The organism is Ornithinibacillus liuyingii, from assembly GCF_055550225.1.
This window is the reverse complement of record NZ_JBPWOS010000006.1, coordinates 136,484-155,818: the sequence shown is the minus strand read 5'-3', so window position 1 is coordinate 155,818 and position 19,335 is coordinate 136,484. Positions and strand designations below refer to the sequence as shown.

General features: G+C 40.0%; 25 protein-coding genes. 15 read left to right on the top strand and 10 right to left on the bottom strand.

Annotation, left to right across the window (positions count from 1 at the left end):
* Positions 1-140 precede the first annotated feature (140 nt).
* The 3 genes from ACSKT4_RS09900 to ACSKT4_RS09890 are packed head-to-tail and all read right to left on the bottom strand — an operon-like array spanning position 141 to position 2,019.
* The gene (locus ACSKT4_RS09900; protein ID WP_465823295.1) at positions 141-1,106 is read right to left on the bottom strand and encodes a DUF4097 family beta strand repeat-containing protein; all 966 of its coding nucleotides are present in this window, start codon (positions 1,104-1,106) and stop codon (positions 141-143) included.
* A complete protein-coding gene (locus ACSKT4_RS09895; protein WP_465823294.1) occupies positions 1,107-1,706 on the bottom strand; it encodes a DUF1700 domain-containing protein in 600 nt (199 codons plus the stop codon).
* Positions 1,699-2,019, bottom strand: a complete 321-nt coding sequence (locus ACSKT4_RS09890; RefSeq protein ID WP_186871171.1) for a PadR family transcriptional regulator — start codon at positions 2,017-2,019, stop codon at positions 1,699-1,701. The genes ACSKT4_RS09895 and ACSKT4_RS09890 overlap by 8 nt, the downstream gene beginning before the upstream one ends.
* A gap of 499 nt (positions 2,020-2,518) precedes the next feature.
* Here ACSKT4_RS09890 and ACSKT4_RS09885 point away from each other — a divergent pair, with 499 nt between their 5' ends.
* From ACSKT4_RS09885 to ACSKT4_RS09870, 4 genes are read left to right on the top strand one after another with little or no spacing between them, the layout of a single operon-like run.
* Positions 2,519-3,703, top strand: coding sequence for a polysaccharide deacetylase family protein (locus ACSKT4_RS09885; RefSeq protein ID WP_465823292.1), 1,185 nt, complete (start codon positions 2,519-2,521; stop codon positions 3,701-3,703).
* A 33-nt stretch (positions 3,704-3,736) separates the two neighbouring features.
* A complete protein-coding gene (locus ACSKT4_RS09880) occupies positions 3,737-4,648 on the top strand; it encodes a peptidoglycan DD-metalloendopeptidase family protein (RefSeq protein ID WP_465823291.1) in 912 nt (303 codons plus the stop codon).
* A gap of 18 nt (positions 4,649-4,666) precedes the next feature.
* Positions 4,667-5,068 carry a bactofilin family protein gene (locus tag ACSKT4_RS09875; protein ID WP_465823289.1) on the top strand — a complete coding sequence of 134 codons (402 nt, stop codon included), beginning with the start codon at positions 4,667-4,669 and terminating at the stop codon, positions 5,066-5,068.
* 15 nt (positions 5,069-5,083) lie between these two features.
* Positions 5,084-6,013, top strand: coding sequence for an alpha/beta hydrolase (locus ACSKT4_RS09870; protein WP_465823288.1), 930 nt, complete (start codon positions 5,084-5,086; stop codon positions 6,011-6,013).
* 76 nt (positions 6,014-6,089) lie between these two features.
* Here ACSKT4_RS09870 and ACSKT4_RS09865 read toward each other — a convergent pair whose 3' ends face one another.
* From ACSKT4_RS09865 to ACSKT4_RS09845, 5 genes are all read right to left on the bottom strand, one after another.
* Entirely contained in the window at positions 6,090-6,485 is a 396-nt protein-coding gene (locus ACSKT4_RS09865) for a helix-turn-helix domain-containing protein (RefSeq protein WP_339217717.1), read from the bottom strand.
* An 11-nt stretch (positions 6,486-6,496) separates the two neighbouring features.
* Positions 6,497-6,814: a hypothetical protein gene (locus ACSKT4_RS09860; protein ID WP_186871177.1), complete on the bottom strand. Its 318-nt coding sequence runs from the start codon at positions 6,812-6,814 to the stop codon at positions 6,497-6,499.
* A 79-nt stretch (positions 6,815-6,893) separates the two neighbouring features.
* Complete coding sequence (locus tag ACSKT4_RS09855) at positions 6,894-7,169, bottom strand: hypothetical protein (RefSeq protein WP_465823286.1); 276 nt, start codon at positions 7,167-7,169, stop codon at positions 6,894-6,896.
* A gap of 200 nt (positions 7,170-7,369) precedes the next feature.
* Entirely contained in the window at positions 7,370-8,608 is a 1,239-nt protein-coding gene (locus tag ACSKT4_RS09850) for an MFS transporter (RefSeq protein WP_186871179.1), read from the bottom strand.
* Positions 8,609-8,930: 322 nt separating this feature from the next.
* A complete protein-coding gene (locus ACSKT4_RS09845; RefSeq protein WP_465823284.1) occupies positions 8,931-9,446 on the bottom strand; it encodes a GNAT family N-acetyltransferase in 516 nt (171 codons plus the stop codon).
* Positions 9,447-9,622: 176 nt separating this feature from the next.
* Between ACSKT4_RS09845 and ACSKT4_RS09840 the strand changes: the two genes are divergently transcribed.
* From ACSKT4_RS09840 to tnpB, 10 genes are all read left to right on the top strand, one after another.
* The gene (locus tag ACSKT4_RS09840) at positions 9,623-10,165 is read left to right on the top strand and encodes a GNAT family N-acetyltransferase (protein ID WP_186871181.1); all 543 of its coding nucleotides are present in this window, start codon (positions 9,623-9,625) and stop codon (positions 10,163-10,165) included.
* Between the two features lie 12 nt (positions 10,166-10,177).
* Positions 10,178-10,561, top strand: coding sequence for a nucleoside 2-deoxyribosyltransferase (locus ACSKT4_RS09835; RefSeq protein ID WP_186871182.1), 384 nt, complete (start codon positions 10,178-10,180; stop codon positions 10,559-10,561).
* Positions 10,562-10,581: 20 nt separating this feature from the next.
* Entirely contained in the window at positions 10,582-11,166 is a 585-nt protein-coding gene (locus tag ACSKT4_RS09830) for a histidine phosphatase family protein (RefSeq protein WP_465823282.1), read from the top strand.
* An 18-nt stretch (positions 11,167-11,184) separates the two neighbouring features.
* Positions 11,185-11,589 (top strand): GNAT family N-acetyltransferase, encoded by a 405-nt coding sequence (locus ACSKT4_RS09825; RefSeq protein WP_465823281.1) that lies wholly within the window; start codon positions 11,185-11,187, stop codon positions 11,587-11,589.
* Between the two features lie 18 nt (positions 11,590-11,607).
* Positions 11,608-12,096, top strand: coding sequence for a GNAT family N-acetyltransferase (locus ACSKT4_RS09820; RefSeq protein ID WP_465823280.1), 489 nt, complete (start codon positions 11,608-11,610; stop codon positions 12,094-12,096).
* Positions 12,097-12,204: 108 nt separating this feature from the next.
* Positions 12,205-13,203 carry a phosphotransferase gene (locus ACSKT4_RS09815; protein WP_465823278.1) on the top strand — a complete coding sequence of 333 codons (999 nt, stop codon included), beginning with the start codon at positions 12,205-12,207 and terminating at the stop codon, positions 13,201-13,203.
* A gap of 65 nt (positions 13,204-13,268) precedes the next feature.
* A complete protein-coding gene (locus tag ACSKT4_RS09810) occupies positions 13,269-13,745 on the top strand; it encodes a DinB family protein (protein ID WP_465823277.1) in 477 nt (158 codons plus the stop codon).
* A complete protein-coding gene (locus ACSKT4_RS09805; RefSeq protein WP_465823276.1) occupies positions 13,742-14,587 on the top strand; it encodes an alpha/beta fold hydrolase in 846 nt (281 codons plus the stop codon). The genes ACSKT4_RS09810 and ACSKT4_RS09805 overlap by 4 nt, the downstream gene beginning before the upstream one ends.
* 94 nt (positions 14,588-14,681) lie before the next feature.
* Positions 14,682-14,909, top strand: a complete 228-nt coding sequence (locus ACSKT4_RS09800) for a hypothetical protein (RefSeq protein WP_465823275.1) — start codon at positions 14,682-14,684, stop codon at positions 14,907-14,909.
* Positions 14,866-16,038: an IS200/IS605 family element RNA-guided endonuclease TnpB gene (gene tnpB / locus ACSKT4_RS09795; protein WP_465823274.1), complete on the top strand. Its 1,173-nt coding sequence runs from the start codon at positions 14,866-14,868 to the stop codon at positions 16,036-16,038. The genes ACSKT4_RS09800 and tnpB overlap by 44 nt, the downstream gene beginning before the upstream one ends.
* Before the next feature lie 182 nt (positions 16,039-16,220).
* On the opposite strand, the gene ACSKT4_RS09790 is transcribed toward tnpB, so the two are convergent.
* Complete coding sequence (locus ACSKT4_RS09790) at positions 16,221-16,436, bottom strand: hypothetical protein (RefSeq protein WP_339217704.1); 216 nt, start codon at positions 16,434-16,436, stop codon at positions 16,221-16,223.
* Positions 16,437-16,763: 327 nt separating this feature from the next.
* Entirely contained in the window at positions 16,764-18,479 is a 1,716-nt protein-coding gene (locus ACSKT4_RS09785; RefSeq protein WP_465823272.1) for an ABC transporter ATP-binding protein, read from the bottom strand.
* A gap of 301 nt (positions 18,480-18,780) precedes the next feature.
* Between ACSKT4_RS09785 and ACSKT4_RS09780 the strand changes: the two genes are divergently transcribed.
* Positions 18,781-19,173 carry a DoxX family protein gene (locus ACSKT4_RS09780; protein ID WP_465823371.1) on the top strand — a complete coding sequence of 131 codons (393 nt, stop codon included), beginning with the start codon at positions 18,781-18,783 and terminating at the stop codon, positions 19,171-19,173.
* The last annotated feature ends 162 nt before the right edge of the window (positions 19,174-19,335 follow it).

The following is a 19,335-nucleotide window of genomic DNA, read 5'->3' as shown; positions in this document are numbered from 1 at the left end:
TCTAATACTACTTACCTTTTACTCTTTCTATAAGTGTACCCAACGTGATTTTCCCCCTAAAGGATAAGAAAAGCCTAAGGCACCCACTTTGCGATGTACGGTAAAGTCTGAGCCATAGGCTATTGTCAAAGGTCTAATATCTAGTTTCCTTTAAATATAACGTCTATATCACCATCTGTTGAGCTAATGTCCATTTTATTATCTGTTTCAACTGATTGGGATGCTTTTGAATTAAATTCGCTATCATTCACTGAAACCTCGCCAAATGTAGACTCAATGGTATAACTCAGCTCGGATTCTTTATTTTCCAATTGTAAGTTAACACTACCAAATTTACTTTCAATTATGGTCTCGCCAAGAAGCACTCCGTGAATGCCTATATCCCCATCTACGCTCTCTAAAATTGCCCCACGACTAGTAAAATTCTTGTAATAAGTGTCACCATACAAATTGTTCAAGCTCGTATTCATGGCATCAATAGACTCTAAATCTGCAGTCCCATCACTCATTTCAACCTTTAATTCCTGTGTGTTCACATTAGAGGCTGTTAAATCGCCGAACTTATTTTCAACTATTACGCTATTCGATTGAATATCACGTATCACTACATCGCCATCTGTAGATTGAATATTCCAATGTTCTGCTGCTATTCCTTCTATTTGTATACTGCCAAAATCACTAGATAGCTTGGCATCTACTAATTCAGCATCCTCCGGTATATAGAGTTTAACGGTTGTTTTATCGATAAAGACACCTAGATTCATACTAAATCGAAACCAAGATTTCGAAGTATCGCTAATGCTAAGCACATCGTTTTCTACGGTATGCGCTATTTCCGTAATCTCCATTCTTTCAATCTCTAATTTGTACTCATTTGAAGGAATTACCTCTACATCCGCATCAGTAAGATCGATGTTGATATGCTTAAATTCATTTAATGAGAATTCTTCCTTTATCCGGTCACTTTCACCTATTGCTTTAAACCCATCACTAGTATGAATTATCGCAAACTTCGTCCCAGCAATAAGGCCAATGGCTGCAAGAAAGATACCTAATACAATAAATCCGCTCCCAATTATTTTTATCCGATTCTTTGATCTTTTCATTTATCTCGCCTCCTTGCTTCGGTGTGTGATTTTGTCCACTAGCCCTTTTAGTAATTTCACTAAACCAGAGCTAACCTTTTTGGAGAAATATACAATTGGGGAATATAACAGCATTCCTATTCCAAATGCAATTAAACCGAGGCCAATAAAGAATATCGATGTTTGCCAATGCTGAAAGAATACTGCAATCCCAGATATGGTACTGACAAGTCCAGAAATCGGTAACCCAATGACAAAAACAAATAACGTAAGAACCGTCACCCCACACACTAAAATCAAGGTAAGTGCAAAGATAATGACGACAGCTAATAAAGGCAATGCGATAGGTGAAGCTAGTATTGCCAGTATAATAAACCAAATTGCAGATAAGCTTTTTTTCGTTGAATCATGATCCGTACCTAAGTCTTTCACCGCATAATCAGCTAAAATCTGTGAAGCAACAGAGGACGGGGAGCCCAATCTGGCAATAACAGAAGCTGTATTTTCCTCTCCTGCTTCCTCAAAATATTCTTGATAATAATTGATGGCTTCTTCTATTTCTTGTTTTGGTAGCTTTTTGATTTTCAACCGTAGTTTCTTTAGATACTCGTCTTTACTCATCATTCTTACCTCCTAATAAAACAGAATCAATTTTTTGTTTATATTCCACCCACTCTTGAGTCAATTCTTTATGTTTTTCCATACCGCTTTCTGTGATTCGGTAATATCTGCGGTTTCTGCCTTGGTATGGCTGGTCATAGGTTGTTAAATATTCTTTCTTTTGCAATCTACGCAGTACAGGGTAAAGTGTCGATTCTGATATATCCATAATCTCACGCACCTGCTGAGTAAGAGAATAACCATATGCATCCTCTCTCGCCAATACGGCAAGAACACATGCATCAAGTAATGAGGAACCCAGCTGGAATGACATGGAAACACCTCCATATTTATTTTATAATATTATACGCCATATAATATACTTTCTGCACATATTATATGACGTATAATATAAGTGTGTCAATAATATTTATGGAAAAAATTTCATTATATGGTAATTAGGAGATTATAATGGCTGAAATACTATGGTTACATGAGGTAGATGAGTTGCGATCGCTCTAGAATTGTTTGATAAGGAATCGCCTTTCACTAATTTTAAGTATCTATCATACCTGTCCCCGCTTTTGTATATAGCCCCAACACACGGTTATTCATTGACATTCATCGACATATATTTACAATGAACTTAGAGAATTCTATATTTTTCTACCGGGATAATAGTATCCTAGCCAATTACTAGGATTTTCTGTAGTGAAATAACTTCTTACTTCATTTTAAAAGAACCTATGCCGATACAATAGAAGTGCATTTATGAAAAAGAAGGCGCTACACACTAGATTAGTAGTAACACTTGATTAGAAAGGGGGATGATCGTGCATCAAGTTAAGCTGCTCCAGTTGATTCATATTCATAGGCAGGCTGATACACACTATTTACATATCATGCTTCATTCCAACGAGAAGATTACATATTACTGGCAAGTAGACCGGGAGACAGCAATTCGGCTGCAAGCCATTACTGATTTTTCAAAAGGGTACTTCTACCAGCTATCATGGGAAACGAACCATCGTCAAAGTCACATCACCCAGACATATCGTAACGAAAGCAAGAATTTGGGTTTTATTTGTTCCAAGCGTTATGCAGAACAGCTTACACAGATTCAGCATGCGAAATCTACCGAACAATTGGAGGAGCTAGCCTTTTTATCTCGTAATCTAGCATTTAAACAGGAAACTAGCTTGTCCGGTTCCCGAAAGCAGCGAAAACAACGCAAGCTTCCTTGGCCACTTACTGCTACTTTCATTTTACTACTTGCTATCTTGTCTTCCTTTACTTGCCACGCGATTTTTACCAATGTGAATGCAGACTCAGATAAACAGGAAGAGACAACAGAACAGTCTATACAAGAAGAGCCGAAGCCAGAGACCATGCTACCTGAGGATACGATGCCCTTGGAGGAAGAAAGGGCAATTCCTGCTGTCGCATTAGATGCGGAGATTTCCTCTGGGCTTGATGAGGGAATGGTTGCCCTTACGTTCGATGATGGGCCTTCCGACTTTTCGAAGCAGATTGTCGATATCTTAACGGAATTCGGGGCTGGTGGGACGTTCTTTTTGATTGGGTCCAATATGGACGAGCATCCGGATAGTGTGGAATATATCCACGACAATAACTTCTCGATTGGCACCCATTCGGTGAATCATATTAATTTTGCCAGCAGCTCTTTAGCAACGCAAAAAGGGGAACTGCAGCAATCCATTGAGGTGATAGAGGCTGTCACTGGAGAAGCGGTGACCTTATTCCGCCCGCCATATGGCCAAATGAATGAAGATACAAAGCAACTTTCGCGTGAATTAGGACAGCGAATCGTCCTATGGAATAATGACCCCAAGGATTGGGAATCACGTAATGCCAGTAACATCCTCCAACAGGTTAAATCACAAGACGTATCTGGTTCTATTATTCTACTTCATGAGACCGAGGCAACCGTGGAGGCACTACCGGAGATTATTTCCTATTTACAAGAACAAGGCTTACAGCTTGTTTCATTACAATAGATTCAGAAATAACAGGGAAAGGAGTTCAAGAGCTTGAAAAGGAAACGAAACAAGAATCGTTTGCTGACCTTTACGATTCTATCGAATGATGCGAATCAGGTCGTCAAACGATTCCATATGAACAAAGCTTTTTTTTACAGCCTGATGGTGCTTCCCATTATTCCAGTTATCGCACTCATTTACTTCATGACGATGAATCAACATAGTCAGGCTGAAATCGAAGAGCTAACCGCTCACTTACAGCTAGAAACAGCGAAAAGTGAGAAGCTTGAACGAACGGTTTCGATATTAGAGGAAGAAACCGGGGAAACAAAGGAAAGGCTCGTGGAGTTAACCGCGCTGGAGGAGCAAATGCGCCAATACATCGATGAATTGCCTACGATCGTAGAACCGAGCGGTGGTCTACAGGTTTTAGCAGATGAAACGAATATGGTCGAAACAGAAGATGGTCTAATGGTTCCGTCGTCTGAGCTACTAGAACGATATAAGCAGACACTTGCCATGGTAGACGAGATTAGTGAGGAGCTACAGTATACACCAACTTCCTGGCCCACGAACCCGAATACCATCACCTCTGATTTTGGCATTCGCAATGATCCACTAAATCGTTCCTCTTCCTTCCATAGTGGTGTCGATATTCGTGGTCAGTATGGGACACCAGTCTACGCTACGGCTGATGGAAGGGTTACGTTAGCGAAGTATTATGGCAGCTATGGAAATACGGTCAAAATTAAACATTCCGACATGTACGAAACCTTATATGGTCACTTAATGAGCATAGACGTGGAGCAAGGCGATATGGTGAAGAAGGGCGATATTATCGGCGAGATTGGTAGTACCGGTCGCAGCACTGGACCACATCTGCATTACGAGGTACTACAGAATGGCGAGCCTGTTGATCCGAAGCCATACTTTAATATTTACGGCGAATTCGATATCGAATAGCCATTCAGAAAGGATGTCATGGGAATATTGAATAAGAAGAAAATGGAAAAGGTAATCGAGACGATTATCGGTTCAGAAACTGTCATTGAAGGAAAAATCACCCTACCAACTAGTCTACGCGTAGACGGTAAAATACTTGGTGAAATTGAGTGTAGTGGCGATGTCTACATCGGGCAAAACGCCTATGTCGAGCCAAGCATTAAAGCAAAGAATATCGTCATTGCCGGGGAAGTAAAGGGCGATATCGAAACATCGGAAAAGATTCAAATCGAGGCAAAAGGAAAACTAACCGGTACTGCCACCTCACGCGGAATCATCATTGAGGATGGTGGGATATTTAATGGAAACAGTGTCATCGTCGATAGCGATGAAAAAGGAACTAATAAGAAAAAAACAGAAAAGATTGTGGCTAATTCATAGAGGGGAGATTGGTAGATGTCAGAAGCTCAGTTTATCGCATTGCAGAATGAACTCTTTCAGCTTTTTCAGGAGGGGAGTATCGCTCGCGTTTATCCGCTGATTGAAAAGGCAGAGCAAACCTTTCCCAATCGATTAGATAAAATTATCTTTTGGAAAGCATGTGCCTATGCGACGGAACATAAGCTTACCGATGCCCTAACCGTGCTTCAAGAAGGGTTAGCGAAGGGGATTTGGTGGAATCCCATCATCCTTACGCACGACCCAGATTTGAAAGAACTGCAAGCATTAGATGAATTTCAAACCATTGTTAGCAGATGTAAAGCGATCGTGGAAAGTACGAAGCAAGCCGCTACTTCTCCACTTTTTACCTATGGGAATGCACGGGCAGAAATTGGCTTATTTTCATTACATATGAGGGGGACGAATGCCGCTGACTTTGCACCGTATTGGCTAGATGAACAGACGTCACAGGACTACTTTTTCGGCTTTCCACAATCCTCACAAGTCTTTGGCTATAATGCATTTTGTTGGGACAATCAAGAGCTCATGCTAGAAGACCTAACGAAAACCTATGCAGAATACCAGGCAAAAGGGAATACAACGAAAGATATACTAGCAGGCGGTTCACAAGGTGGCAAGCTAGCGATTGAATTATCGCTGAAGCAAACCTTTCAGACGAGGGGATTTATTGCCGTTATCCCAGCAATACAAGACCTCTCCGGATTCGAGAGGATAATTGCGGAAAATTCTCGTGGCACCGTGCGTGGTGTAATCATTACCGGAGACCAGGATCCATTCTATGAGAAGACGGTTCAATTGGCGGAGCTGTTTAAGCAGCATGGTATACCGTGTAACTTGATTACCATTAAAGGGCTCGGGCACTTTTTTCCGAGTGATTTTACAGGACTGCTGTCTGAGGCAGTGGATTATGTGTTGGATAGATAGCAGTGTAAAGGGGGAATTTCTATTATTAGTGATTCCTTCCTTTTATGTCTTTACTAAATTTATTTTTCACGCGCCATTACTTCCATCGACTATTCTTCTGCAGCAAGCTCTCTAGCTTCTCATCCGCATTCAAAAGCACACGCTTCATCTCTTTTATCCTTTTTTCCTTCTGCTCCATTTCCTCATATTTCACTTGGAAAAGATCCTTGATTTGCAGGATATTATCGTATTCCGCTTCAGTCAATTTTCTTTCCGGATCAGCATCCTTTGACCAATCGAACAGCAATTTGATCTCCTGAAGGGCAAAACCAGTATCTTTTAATTTAATGATCGTTTCGATTGTTTGTTTATCTTCCTCGGAATAATCTCGGTGCTTCTGCTTCATGACAGGTTGGATGAGGCTTATTTTTTCATAATAACGTATGGTGTCCTTACTGAGACCTGTTAGCTTAGAAAATTGAGCTAATTTCATCATTTCACCTACTAAAGTAAATTGCGGATAAGTAAAAAGGTTAATAAAGTGTGGAAGGCAAAGCGTGTCATATGATGCCTCCAATTAATTCTCCCCTGCGTTTTCATTCCCTCTATAATTGCTAATACATGCAGGAAAACAAACGCTAGAACAAAGGATATGACGACGTTTGTTTTATTGGGTATCCACATGATGAAAAGCATACTAATGGATACCAATAAGAATAAGCATCGCTGGATTTGAAATCCCTTTTCCTTCCATTGTGCAATTGCCCCTACCCCTGTTAATACGGCATACAACCCCGCTAAACTATATGTAATGATTACCAAGCTGTTCACTCCTCTCTTTTATTTCATTTATCATAAAAGATGGAGTGAACTCCATGTCAACCTAGAAATATGAACTGCTTTACGATAATTTCCAAGCCGGAATTAACGAATGGAAATCAAAAAAATAACTCATGATGATATGAACAATCGTATAAATAAGCAAGATTGTGCTATAAGTTAACAGCCACTTTAGAAATGGCTTCTTCAGGAATACATATAATAGCAGCATTCCTACTGGAAATGGGGTTAACACGATGAGCCAGATAGGCGCACCAAATGCCTCGGTAAGGGCACCAAGGGTTACAACAGCGGTACCGATAACAAACGCCTTCCAGAGTGCTATACCATTTTTCACTACATGACTCCCCACGTAGTAAGACAAGGAGGTTAGGGTAACAGATAATACATAACTTATAAAATAGCTCACTTTACACACTCCATTTTTTCGATTTAGACGGATCTCGTTACTATATATTATCAAGATACCGTAGTGTGGTAGGTGAGACTACTGTCGGTGGTCATGATATGGCTATATGGAGTGTGACTTGAGTAATTTTATTTCGTTAAGCTATCTTCCAGCTCCATTGGTACTAGTTCCTGTATACGCTTATTCCCTTGCTTAAATAACAATGAGACGAGCGAGGCTACTAGAAGAAGGAACCCGCAGAATGCTAAAATTGCTTGTGGCATTAACACCTCAGAAACCCCACCCGAAAACAAATTTCCACTTATCGCCACTATTCCTGAAATCAAAATAGCTCCGCCACCAATTCGTGCCAAGAAGTGATCTGGTGTTATCGATTGTCTTGCAGAACCATTGACGACAAATGCCATGGAAAGGGCGCCATCAAAGATAAACATACCTAGCATAATAAGTGGTAAATATCCGGTAAGCAGGATTAAAAATAATCCCACCCCAGATACAAGCATTAATACTGCATATAGGTTTTTCCAAGAAAAATCTTTTACCCGATGTAATAGGAACACCCCGATCATATTACCTGCCCCCGCGGAGGATAGTACTAATCCTGTCTGCCATTCACTTAAGCTCAATGTCTGGCTCGTATACACAATTACAGTTAAGGTGACAGCTGTTGTGCAAAAGCTGAGGATACACTGATTAAAAGAAATAAATCTTTGATAGCCATTCGCAAATAAATAACTTATATCCTGGAAGGAGGATAGATAGGTTGTTTTTGTTTTCGTTTCTTCTCTTTTTCTACTTTCTTTCACAGATAGGAAAGCTATTCCTAAAAATGAAATAAAATAGGTCATCGCATCTACACTTAATACCGCTGCAACGCCAAGGGTGGATAGAACGACACCAGCCATTACCGGTCCAAGGAATGTGCTAATCGCATCTGCTCCCTCAAAATAACTATGTGCATGAACTAGGTTTTTCCTTCCGACCACCATCGGAACCATTGCCCCAAAGGACACCCGGTAAAAGAGCCCTGTCGCTCCCATTACGAGTAAGCCCGCTGCTAGTACCCACATATTTAATAGCTCTAACCAGACGAACACGACTAATAAGCTCATCGTTAAAAAGCTAACGATTTCTGCCATCATCGCAATGTTCTTTTTCGATCTCGTCTCCACCCAAGAACCTACCGGAAGTGCTAGAATGAGTGGAGTAATTTGTGAGCAAACAACTACCAAAGCTGCTTGCCAAGGGGAACCTGTAAATTGCAGGACAATTAAAGGAATTGCAATTTCGCTAAAGCGATTGCCAAAGATTGTGGCAAGCTGACCGATCCACATAATCAAAAAGTTTCTATTTCTAATTAAACGCATGCTCAAACCATCCCTTATCTTGTTTATTCAATTAATGCTGTACGTAAGGGATTTTGTTTACATTGGATTTCTCTCCTCTTTCATCTATAACTCCAGCCTATTCCTTCCCACACCCATAGCAACGCTTGTCCGAATCATCATCGCCATACATTCGTAGTTCCTTTTCCTCGCCACACACACTACAAGGATCAACGTAAATTTGCGGAAGGACCCGTGAGTAGGCATCCCCAGATACTACCTTTCACGGCAACCCTGGACCCTTCCTAATTAACACCTTTGTAACCCTCAAAAATTCCTCATATAAGTACATAATGCCATCCCTCTACCCGAGAACCTTCCCTAAATCATTCCATTCATAGGTTAATAGATTCAATTCTACTCCTGCCATTTTAATTTTCTCCGTTTTCGCTAGCGTAGCGCCGTAGCGTTCATAAAAATAACGGCTGCTGTTTGCCTCTAACACTTCCACAAACACTTTCTTATAGCCTAGTTGCTGTAAATGCTGGAAAAGCTGGTTTAGTAGTTTTATCCCAATTCCTTTTCCTTGGTATTCTTCTAGTAAGTAAATTGACGTAATGTCTCCGGAGTTCGGAACATGATTGTCCTCTCTCTTGCCACAATCTGCAAATCCAACAATTTCTCCTTCATCCGTTTCCGCTACCAATACATAATTATCTTCTCGAGCAATATTGTTCTTCCATAGTTCCGTGCGCTTTTCATAGGATAAATTATTTAAGAATGACTCCGGGAGAATTTTTCGATAGGTTGTTCTCCAACTATCAACATGGACTTTGGCAATACCTGCTGCATCTGAAATTACTGCTTTTCTAATTTTCACTGGAACCCCTCTTTCTGTTTTGCTGTTCTTATACTGTTTAAATACCCTTTATCTGAAAATACATACTACTATTATAACAATTTCTCACCACTTTTGTTTGTCTATACAGAATTTTTCTAATGTTAGTTATCTATACATATGATAAGATTAACTATAAATGCACGGGAGAGGATAGCTTGTTTTCATTTGATGTGGATGGTGAAATTACCTTAGGGTTATTAGATAAGCGTAATGCCGAAGAACTGTTGCATTTAATAAATTATTCTCGTGATGAATTACGAGAGTGGCTAGGGTGGATCGATAGTACGACTACGATTCATCATTCGATACAATTTATCGAAGCGAATTGGGCTATATTTGAGGAACGAAGTGGATTAATAGTAGGGATATTTTACCGTGGGCGACTTGCTGGGATGGTTGGCTTTAATACCATTGACTGGGTGAACCGTATTGGCATTATTGGCTACTGGCTAGGGAGTCCTTTCCAAGGATATGGGATTATGACGAGATCAGTAACGGCCATGATTGATTATGGCTTTAACCAGCTCAACTTGAATCGAATTGAAATACGAGCAGGCTTTGAAAATGTCAAAAGCCGGGCAATACCCGAGCGATTAGGCTTCCAAATAGAAGGAAGGATTCGCCAAGGGGAATGGTTGTATGACCATTATGTAGACCTCGTCCTATACGGGATGCTTGCATCGGAATGGGACTATTAAGGAGAAATTAGTATGAAGTTTTACCTTGCATCTGGATTGGAAAATAGAAAGCTAGTCCAATATGTTCGAGATCGTCTCTTACAGGCGGGGCATCATCAGACATATGACTGGACGAAAAATGAACGGGCAACAACAGAAGATGCGTTGCGCGATATTGGTACCGCTGAATGGAAAGCAGTCATGGAAAGTGATGTTGTGTTGGTGCTTCTTCCTGGAGGAAGGGGGACACACACGGAGCTTGGGATAGCACTTGGCATGCAGAAGGAGATTCATCTGTATTCCAAGGAAAAAATAGACCCGGCTACAGCTACGACCTTTTACTATGTAGACGGTATTCAGCATCATAATGGGAGCATTGATTCCTTTATCGATGCTATCGTATCAATCGAGAAATAAATAGAGACGGAGGAAATAGGGTGACAACTATATATCTAGTACGACATGGGGAAACGAATTGGAATGCGGAAAAAAGAATGCAAGGTCAAACAGACATACCGCTAAATGATAAAGGTGAACAGCAGGCAACACTTTGTGGTGCTGCACTGAAGCCGGAAGATTATGATGTAGTGATTTCTAGTCAATTACAACGAGCAAAGCGAACGGCAGAGATCATCAATCAGTACTTAGAACTTCCTTTTGAAGTGATGGAAGATTTTGCGGAACGTCATTTCGGTGATGCTGAGGGACTAACATTTGATGAGCGTAATGAGCTTTATCCAAATCATGAGTATCCGAATCAGGAGGAATTAGAAGCTTTCTCCACGAGAGTAATGAATGGCTTGGAAAAGGTTCGCCAAAAGCATCCGAATAAACGGGTATTGTTAGTTGCCCATGGTGCTGTTATTTATCGTATTCTATCCAATCTTTCCGAGACGGAAATCAATCTTTCCGGAAGAAAAATTGAGAATACGAGCATCTCCACGATTTATTGGCAGGATAATAACTGGGTAATCCAGGATTATAATCGAATCGATCATTTAAAACAAATAACGAAGGCTTAACATATTGGAGTGAATCCTATGAAATATACTAATTCCTTAGAAGGAATAACGGAAGAAATGTTGCAGGGGTTCTTTGTCGACTGGCCCAACCCACCTAGTCCGAAGACCCATTTAAGCTTGTTAGAAAAAAGTAGTCATGTCGTGATAGCAATTGATGAGGAGCAAAATCAGGTGGTTGGTTTTATTACCGCCATTAGTGATGGCGTTCTTTCCGCTTATATTCCGCTTCTTGAAGTTCTACCTGCATACAAGGCGAAGGGGATTGGCACCAAATTGGTGGAGCACATGCTAAGAGATTTAAACCATCTATATATGATTGATTTGGCATGTGACGATGACCTAGTCCCTTATTATGAGCGATTTGGGATGCAAAAGTCTACCGCTATGATGCTACGAAACTATGACCGTCAGTCTGGTAATTAACGATATGGGGACTTTTCTATGACGGAATTAAAATTACGCCCACTCGCTTTAGCTGATTACGACACAATCCTTCGCTGGAGTAGGGATGATATATTTTGCTCGTATAATGGATGGGCGCTTCACCGGGACCCAGAGGAATTATATCAGTGGTGGAAGCATTGTGTGGAAAGGAATAAGAATAATTTTGTTCGCCTAGGGGTGACGTGGCAGGACCAGCTCATTGGTTACGCAGATTTGGCAGAAATAGCGGACAATGCGGCGGAATTAGGAATTGCTATCGGAGAGCGTCGTTTATGGGGAAAGGGACTCGGGTATCATGCCTGTAGGAAGATGATCGATTATGGTTCTGAGAACTTCGGGATTACGACGTTTTATGCAGAATCCCACGAATCCAATACCCGTTCTCGCAAAATGCTGGAGCGACTAGGGTTTAAAGAAATTAGTAGAATTGGTACGGATAGCTATTTAGGTGTGGATACCCAACTAATTCAATATCAATTAAAGTAGAGCCAGGACCTGATATGGGTCACTGGCTTTTTTTGTTTTACGAATATATGTTCTTGTTTTTGTTTCAGGACTAGTTTATAATTAATAATAGAAAATTTCTGAAAAGTGGTGTTTCCCAAGAAAAATATCCTATCCGAAGATGCGTTACTAGAAGAAATACTGGATACCGTCCGCTCCCGGTTTCATATGGACTTCTTCCAGGCTGAACCGATTAAACGAGGTTGGTTAAATTTAAAATGGAAAGTCTACACGGATCAAGGGGAGTTTCTACTCAAGCAGTATAACAAAGACCGATTGAAAAAGTATTCGATCCCGCAGCTCAAACAAATTTTCACCCAGCAAAACCGTCTCCAACACCTTGGCTTTCCCTGCCCTGAAATAGTTTCGAATCAGGATGAGGTCTTCTTCCAATCATCAAGTGGCGAACAATTTATCATGATGAAATTCTGTGCTGGTCAGTTAGCTTCACCTGGCAAGTTAACCGATGGGCAAATGTACTATTTAGGCTTTTACATAGGTAAAATGCATTCCTTATTAAATGATGGGAGTTTACCTACTAAAGCAAAACCCGTTTTCCTCCCCCCTACTAAAGAAGAACGGATTACCTATTGGAATAAGGTATATGAAGAAATTGATCAAGCAAAGAAACTAGCGCTGTTACCGATCATAGAGAAACAATCGAAGTTGACGGAAGCTTTTCCATTGGATCAGCTTCAGCTTGATTATATAGGCTGGTGTCACCGCGATTTATGGGTGGATAATCTGTTGTTCCAAGATAGTCATCTGTCAGCAATACTTGATTTTGACCGAATGGACGTTGACCATCTTCTATTGGATGTCGGACGGGCTGTTCTCTCTGGGGCATTGGATGACGATTCGCTTCGTATCGATGGCGTTAAAGCCTTTGTCCAAGGGTATGGCCACTTCTATCCAACTGGAGTTCGATTTATTACGGATGCCTTAATATTAGTCTGGTACTTAGAGAGTGAATGGTGGTTGGATGCAAATATGGATGTTCGTCAAGGTCCACCAAAACGATTTACACAGGAAATGATCTGGCTTTCCGAGCATCTTCTGGAGTTAGATGAGATGTTAGAAGGAATATAGCATTCCCATTTCCCGGGAAATATCGACATACGTTGTCGAATCAGAATGGAAAGGAAGTTAAGCTAATGTATACATTTTTTCAATATAATTGGCAGGTTCGGGATGAGTGGTTTACCTGGTGTGAACAACTCGCTAAAGAAGAACTTTTAAAAGAACGAATTGGGGGACATCACAATATCCTCCATACGTTATTACATATTATCGATGTGGAATATAGCTGGGTCCGTGCGATGCAACAAAAGGAGGATATCCCGTTGGATTTCAGCAGCTACGGGGAAGTCCATCAGGTTAGAGAGTTATCTCACCAATGTCGTGATGAAATAAAGGGCTTTTTACAATCCAATGAGGCAATCTCTAATGAACGTGTTACAGCGCCTTGGATGGAAGGTAGTTTTACACGTCATGAAATTCTCCATCATATTATTGCACATGAAATTCATCATATCGGCCAACTATCGATCTGGGCTAGAGAGCTAAATCTGAAGCCAGTATCGGCCAATGTGATTTTTCGAGGATTATTTAAGGAGGAAAGAGCAACATGATGATAAAAACGAGTGATGGCGTAAATCTATATGTTGAACGAGAAGGAGCTGGGATGCCATGTCTATATCTTCATGGCGGGCCTGGATATTGGAGTAAATCCTTTCAGCATCTTGCAGGGGATTTACTACATAAGGATCTAAATCTAGTCTATTTAGATCAACGAGGGTGCGGACGGTCTGATTTAGCAGAGAATGGGGATTACACATTAGACAGGCTACTCCTGGATTTGGAAGAGGTCCGATTGAAGCTACAAATAAAAGAATGGTATGTGATGGGGCATTCCTTTGGAGCATTGCTCGCCATGAACTATGCACTGAAATACCCTAATGCAGTGAAAGGCATCATCCTTTCCAATGGGACATTACATATGAAGGAATCCTTTGCACATCAGATTCAGAAAGGACGGGAGCTACTTGGACTAGAGCATGACAGCATTGATATCGAGGAATATCGTATCCACGATTTAGTAGATACGTTCTTTTCCACCGCCGTGCAATTAATGGAGAAGAATCTATTTTATAAACTCCAATTTAGGTCTATCGCGGATAAGGAAAAATTGGATGAAATAGATGCTCAATTAGACACCCAACCAGATTTCCAGCAGCATATCTTTTCTTCTGAGGAGTATTTTCAAGACTTTAAAAAGCTTACCCCACTAATAACTAAACCTGTACTAGTATTATCGGGGAAATATGATCATGCGATTGGACCGGTCCATCAAGAGGGGTTTGATTTTAAAGATGCGACTTATCAACCATTAGACAGTGGGCATCATCCATATCTTGATTGTCCAGAAGAATTTAAGAAGGCTGTTATAGGATTTGTTACGGCTTCAAAATAGGGATTATGACTAAGTGTCGAGCATCTCCTTTAGGGGTTTATCTAAAATAGGCGAGAAAACCCCCAACTTCAAGGAATGAGAAGGGTAAAGCCCAATGAGTAAGTGGGGGATGAATCGCCTTCGGACAAGGGATGGCTTACTTGCCATCTCGATTGATTGTCCGACTGTTCGAGTGCGTGTTGATGAGATAAATAATAGCTTGGTACGAGTGGTAAAACCTTTTTTCTGTAAAGTCATCCATTCGTTTCCATCCAACATAATGAAGGAGGTGAAAATCAATGGTAGTGAAAAAAGCCTACAAGTTCCGAATCTATCCAAGTAAAAAGCAAATGGAACTGATTAACAAAACAATTGGATGTTCTCGCTTTGTTTACAACTATTTTGTTGGAAAACAAAAAGGTAAAGATGCTTATTGGTACATCGTCAATGAAATGGTGCAGAACGGTCAACTGACTGAAAATAATTGGAAAGGTGAGTTTTTCAATAAAAACCAATCCATTAAGGCAGTTCGTGAATTAAAGAAACACTATCCGTTTTTAAAAGAAGTCGATAGTATCGCCCTTCAAAAATCAGTTGAAATAGTAAACGATTCTTACACTCGATATTACAAAAAACAAAACGGCGAACCACGTTTCAAATCAAAACAGAATCCTGTTCAATCCTATACAACAAAATTTGTAAATGGGAATATTGCTGTTTTGGATAAGCATATGAAACTACCGAAATTAGGTCTTGTTCGTTTTGCGAAAAGTCGTGAAGTAGAAGGTCGCATTATGAACGCAACGATTAGACGTAACTCTTCGGGAAAATACTTCGTTTCGATTTTAGCCGAAACAGAAGTTGAACAACTTGGAAAAACAGGTTCCGCAATTGGAATTGATGTTGGATTAAAAGACTTTGCCACACTTTCGGATGGAACGACGTATGCAAATCCAAAATTCTTCCGAACATTAGAAGGAAAATTAGCAAAAGCACAGCGTATTCTTTCAAGACGACAAATTAGTTCTTCCAATTGGAACAAACAAAAAGTAAAAGTGGCACGACTTCACGAAAAGATAGCAAATGCTAGAAAGGATATGTTAGATAAAATCTCTACCGAAATTGTCAAAAACCACGACATCATTGGTATTGAAGATTTGTCTGTCAAAAACATGTTAAAGAATCATAATCTTGCTAAGGCTATCAGCGAGGTATCTTGGTCACAATTTCGCACAATGTTGGAATATAAAGCAAATTGGTACGGAAAACAGGTTGTGACCGTAGCGAAAAATTTCCCTTCCAGTCAGCTTTGTTCAACGTGTGGTCATAAGTATAAAGACGTTAAAAATCTTGCTTTGCGTGAGTGGGAGTGTCCTACCTGTAAAACCCGTCACGATAGAGATATTAACGCAAGTTTGAATCTTCGTAACGAAGCATTACGATTAACCGCAGGAACTGCGGGGATAGCCTAATCCATAACTAACCAATAGGTTGGTGTTCTTAGGAATCCTGCACTTCAATCAGACCATAAGGTCGATAAGTGGTGGGTAGTTCAAGGCAATGGACCACCTATAACCCAAGGTACTAGTGCAGTAGACAGGACATACTTTACTAGTACCTGGAAGCTAACATGATACCCTAGGATTTCTACACGTTATCCTTTTCTTAGCGATAAGATGTTCAAAATGAATCGGCCTCCAAAGCTCATCGTCAACAATCCGAAAGTAATGTAAAAGAGTGATTTATTAACATCCTGATTTTCTAAAAAGGCCACATAAATGATACCTACTACTGAGACGATAAAAAGTAAACAATTAAAGAAAGTGGCTAACACCGTAAACTTAGTCGAGCTGTTATTTTCAGCTACCACATGACAACCTCCTATTCCGTAAAGAAATTCCATCTACTACTAGTCTAAACGATTAAAGAATGGTTTGGTACTAATTTGATAGTATTTTCTCTGATTCCCTTGGGTCATGAGAAAAGCTAGTGCGACCACTTGCGACGTACGGACTAGACTTAACTGTAGAGAGAAAGGGAACGCGGTGACCGGAGTAAGCTGATGTTGACTTATCGTACGGTGGTGGGGTGCTCGCCAGTCGCAAGTGACCGGAGCTAGACCGCTTTGACTTTATACGTTTTTATCTTGTAAAAAAAGAAGATTTGCCCGTTTTCCGTAGCAAATCTTCTCTTCCCTTTAATGCATTTGTACTTTATGCAAATTAGCAAAGACACCATTTCGTTTCACTAATTCATCATGTGTTCCTTCTTCTTCGATTCCTTTTTTCGTCACGACCATAATGCGATCTGCATTGCGAATGGTCGCAAGTCGATGGGCAATAACTAGTGTCGTTCTATCTTTGGCTAAATCATTTAATGCTTGTTGAATAATCATTTCTGTTTCCGTATCTAATGCGGACGTTGCTTCATCCAGAATTAGAATTGGTGGATTCTTTAAGAACATCCGAGCAATTGCAATCCGCTGCTTCTGACCACCGGATAACTTCAGTCCACGCTCTCCAACTTGAGTTTCATATCCATCTGGTAGTTCATTTATGAATTCTTCTAAATGTGCTCGTCTCGCTGCTTCGCGAATTTCCTCTTCTGTTGCATCTAACTTACCATAGGCGATATTTTCACGCAGTGTACCAGTAAAGAGGAACACATCCTGCTGCACAATCCCAATATGCTCACGTAAAGAGCGTTTTGTCATGTCGCGAATATCTATGCCATCAATCGTAATTTGCCCACTATCCACATCATAAAAACGTGGAATTAAGGAAGAGATTGTTGTTTTTCCTGCCCCAGATGGACCCACAAAAGCGACCGTCTCTCCTGCATTAATATGGAAATTCATTGCTTTTATTACCGGGCCTTGGGTTTTCTCATAGCCAAAGGTGACCTTATGGAAAGAGATATAGCCTTTTAGGTTTTTCACTGGTTTAGCATTTGGTCTGTCCTGCACATCCGGCTCTGTATCAAGAATATCAATAAATCGTTTGAATCCTGCCATTCCTTTTGGATACATTTCAAGTAAGGCACTAATTTTATTGATTGGGTTAAACAATACATTCGTAAATAAAATAAAACTTACTAATTCCCCATACGACATATGGTTGTTAAAGGTTAGCCATGCACCGTAAACTAAAACAACTAAGACAATTAACCGCATCATCATGTAAATGTTGGAATGAACAAATGCCATGATTTTATAAGCGCCAACCTTTGCTTTTCTAAAGTTGTAATTATCTTTTGTGAAACGGCTCATTTCGTAATCTTCATTTGTAAATGATTGGACAACACGTACACCAGAAACAGAGTCTTCTACACGTCCATTTACCTCTGCAATCTCTTCATACATGGATTTCCAAGCCTGATTCATTTTGATATTACTATATGTAATTAACCAAATGAGGATCGGAACGATAATCAAGATGATAACCGATAAATGGAAATTAATATTGAACATTAGGGTAAATGCACCAACAAATGTCATAAACGCGATAAATAAATCCTCTGGCCCATGGTGAGCAAATTCCCCAATATCAAAAAGGTCATTGGTGATTCTACTCATAACATGTCCTGTTTTCGTATTATCAAAAAAACGGAACGACTGTTTTTGTACATGCTGAAATAAATCCTGGCGCATGTCGGTTTCAATATTGACACCAAGCTTATGACCCCAATAGGTCACGACATATTGCATAAACGTACTTAATAAATAAACCGCTAATAGCGATACACTAACAAGCACGATTATATCCCAATTTTCAGTAGGGAGTAATTTATCGATAAACTGCTGTACGGCAATTGGAAAGGCTAATTCCAAAATAGCTACAAATACCGCACAAGTAAAATCAATAATAAAAAGCCTTTTATGAGGCTTATAGTAAGAGAAAAAACGTCTTAACATCTGTTGCACTTCCTTCTGTTATTAGATAAACGCCCATTCACTCTAGGGGTTTTTCTTAGCAGTCGGAAAGGATTCCTTTTCTTTCCTATCTACCATAAACAAAACACTATAGAATCAGCGTTTCTCAATTCAGTCTCTTTTTATACTATACATTTTTGTTTACCAGAAGGAAAATGTTATGATTAGAATTTTTCAAGAAGTGAAACTTTTGATTGCTTGTCAATTTTGTCCACCTTTTCGCATACATTGTAGGGAGTATCATCTCGTAAAGGGGGAGATTCCGATAAAAGTGTCCTTGAATATGGCAACCTGGCTTTGTTACGCGGTTGGTTATGTGTTTATTACTTCTGGGGTGATGAAGTTAATCAATACCGATTTTCGAGCCACCTTTCATTCTCTAGGTGTCCCATTTCCTGAAACGACCTTATTCCTAGTAGCTGTTACCGAATTAGGCTGCGGGGCATTAATAGCGGGTGGGATGTATGTTCGAAAAGCAAGCATTCCTTTGCTCGTAATTATGGTAGGGGCGATTTATTATTCAAAACTTCCGTTGATAGCGGTAGATGGTTTTCTTGCTTTTGCCTTTCAAGCTCGGCTAGATATTGTACTTCTTATTTTGCTTCTATTATTAATCAAGCATGTCCCTGGAAAAAGTTTTAGAGGAAATTCAGATATTAACAGATTATCAACTTAGTTTTGTTTAGTTATACACATTTTTATCCACATATGCACAAATGTTCGCAGATATTTTGTGTTTTCGATTTTATTTGACACAAAATATAGAGTGCACTCTGATTTATACACATAATTTGTGAATAACTTTTTGAAAATGGGGATAAGTTGTGGGTCTTTACAC

Excerpts from the sequence above, each read along its gene's own strand:
- ACSKT4_RS09825 (WP_465823281.1), top strand. The coding sequence starts at position 11,185 with ATGAAATATACTAATTCCTTAGAAGGAATAACGGAAGAAATGTTGCAG.
- ACSKT4_RS09810 (WP_465823277.1), top strand. The coding sequence starts at position 13,269 with ATGTATACATTTTTTCAATATAATTGGCAGGTTCGGGATGAGTGGTTT.
- ACSKT4_RS09865 (WP_339217717.1), bottom strand. The coding sequence starts at position 6,485 with ATGAAATTAGCTCAATTTTCTAAGCTAACAGGTCTCAGTAAGGACACC.
- ACSKT4_RS09835 (WP_186871182.1), top strand. The coding sequence starts at position 10,178 with ATGAAGTTTTACCTTGCATCTGGATTGGAAAATAGAAAGCTAGTCCAA.
- ACSKT4_RS09875 (WP_465823289.1), top strand. The coding sequence starts at position 4,667 with ATGGGAATATTGAATAAGAAGAAAATGGAAAAGGTAATCGAGACGATT.
- ACSKT4_RS09800 (WP_465823275.1), top strand. The coding sequence starts at position 14,682 with ATGAGTAAGTGGGGGATGAATCGCCTTCGGACAAGGGATGGCTTACTT.
- ACSKT4_RS09870 (WP_465823288.1), top strand. The coding sequence starts at position 5,084 with ATGTCAGAAGCTCAGTTTATCGCATTGCAGAATGAACTCTTTCAGCTT.
- ACSKT4_RS09820 (WP_465823280.1), top strand. The coding sequence starts at position 11,608 with ATGACGGAATTAAAATTACGCCCACTCGCTTTAGCTGATTACGACACA.
- ACSKT4_RS09850 (WP_186871179.1), bottom strand. The coding sequence starts at position 8,608 with ATGCGTTTAATTAGAAATAGAAACTTTTTGATTATGTGGATCGGTCAG.
- ACSKT4_RS09805 (WP_465823276.1), top strand. The coding sequence starts at position 13,742 with ATGATGATAAAAACGAGTGATGGCGTAAATCTATATGTTGAACGAGAA.
- ACSKT4_RS09780 (WP_465823371.1), top strand. The coding sequence starts at position 18,781 with ATGGCAACCTGGCTTTGTTACGCGGTTGGTTATGTGTTTATTACTTCT.
- ACSKT4_RS09890 (WP_186871171.1), bottom strand. The coding sequence starts at position 2,019 with ATGTCATTCCAGCTGGGTTCCTCATTACTTGATGCATGTGTTCTTGCC.
- ACSKT4_RS09895 (WP_465823294.1), bottom strand. The coding sequence starts at position 1,706 with ATGAGTAAAGACGAGTATCTAAAGAAACTACGGTTGAAAATCAAAAAG.
- ACSKT4_RS09785 (WP_465823272.1), bottom strand. The coding sequence starts at position 18,479 with ATGTTAAGACGTTTTTTCTCTTACTATAAGCCTCATAAAAGGCTTTTT.
- tnpB (WP_465823274.1), top strand. The coding sequence starts at position 14,866 with ATGGTAGTGAAAAAAGCCTACAAGTTCCGAATCTATCCAAGTAAAAAG.
- ACSKT4_RS09900 (WP_465823295.1), bottom strand. The coding sequence starts at position 1,106 with ATGAAAAGATCAAAGAATCGGATAAAAATAATTGGGAGCGGATTTATT.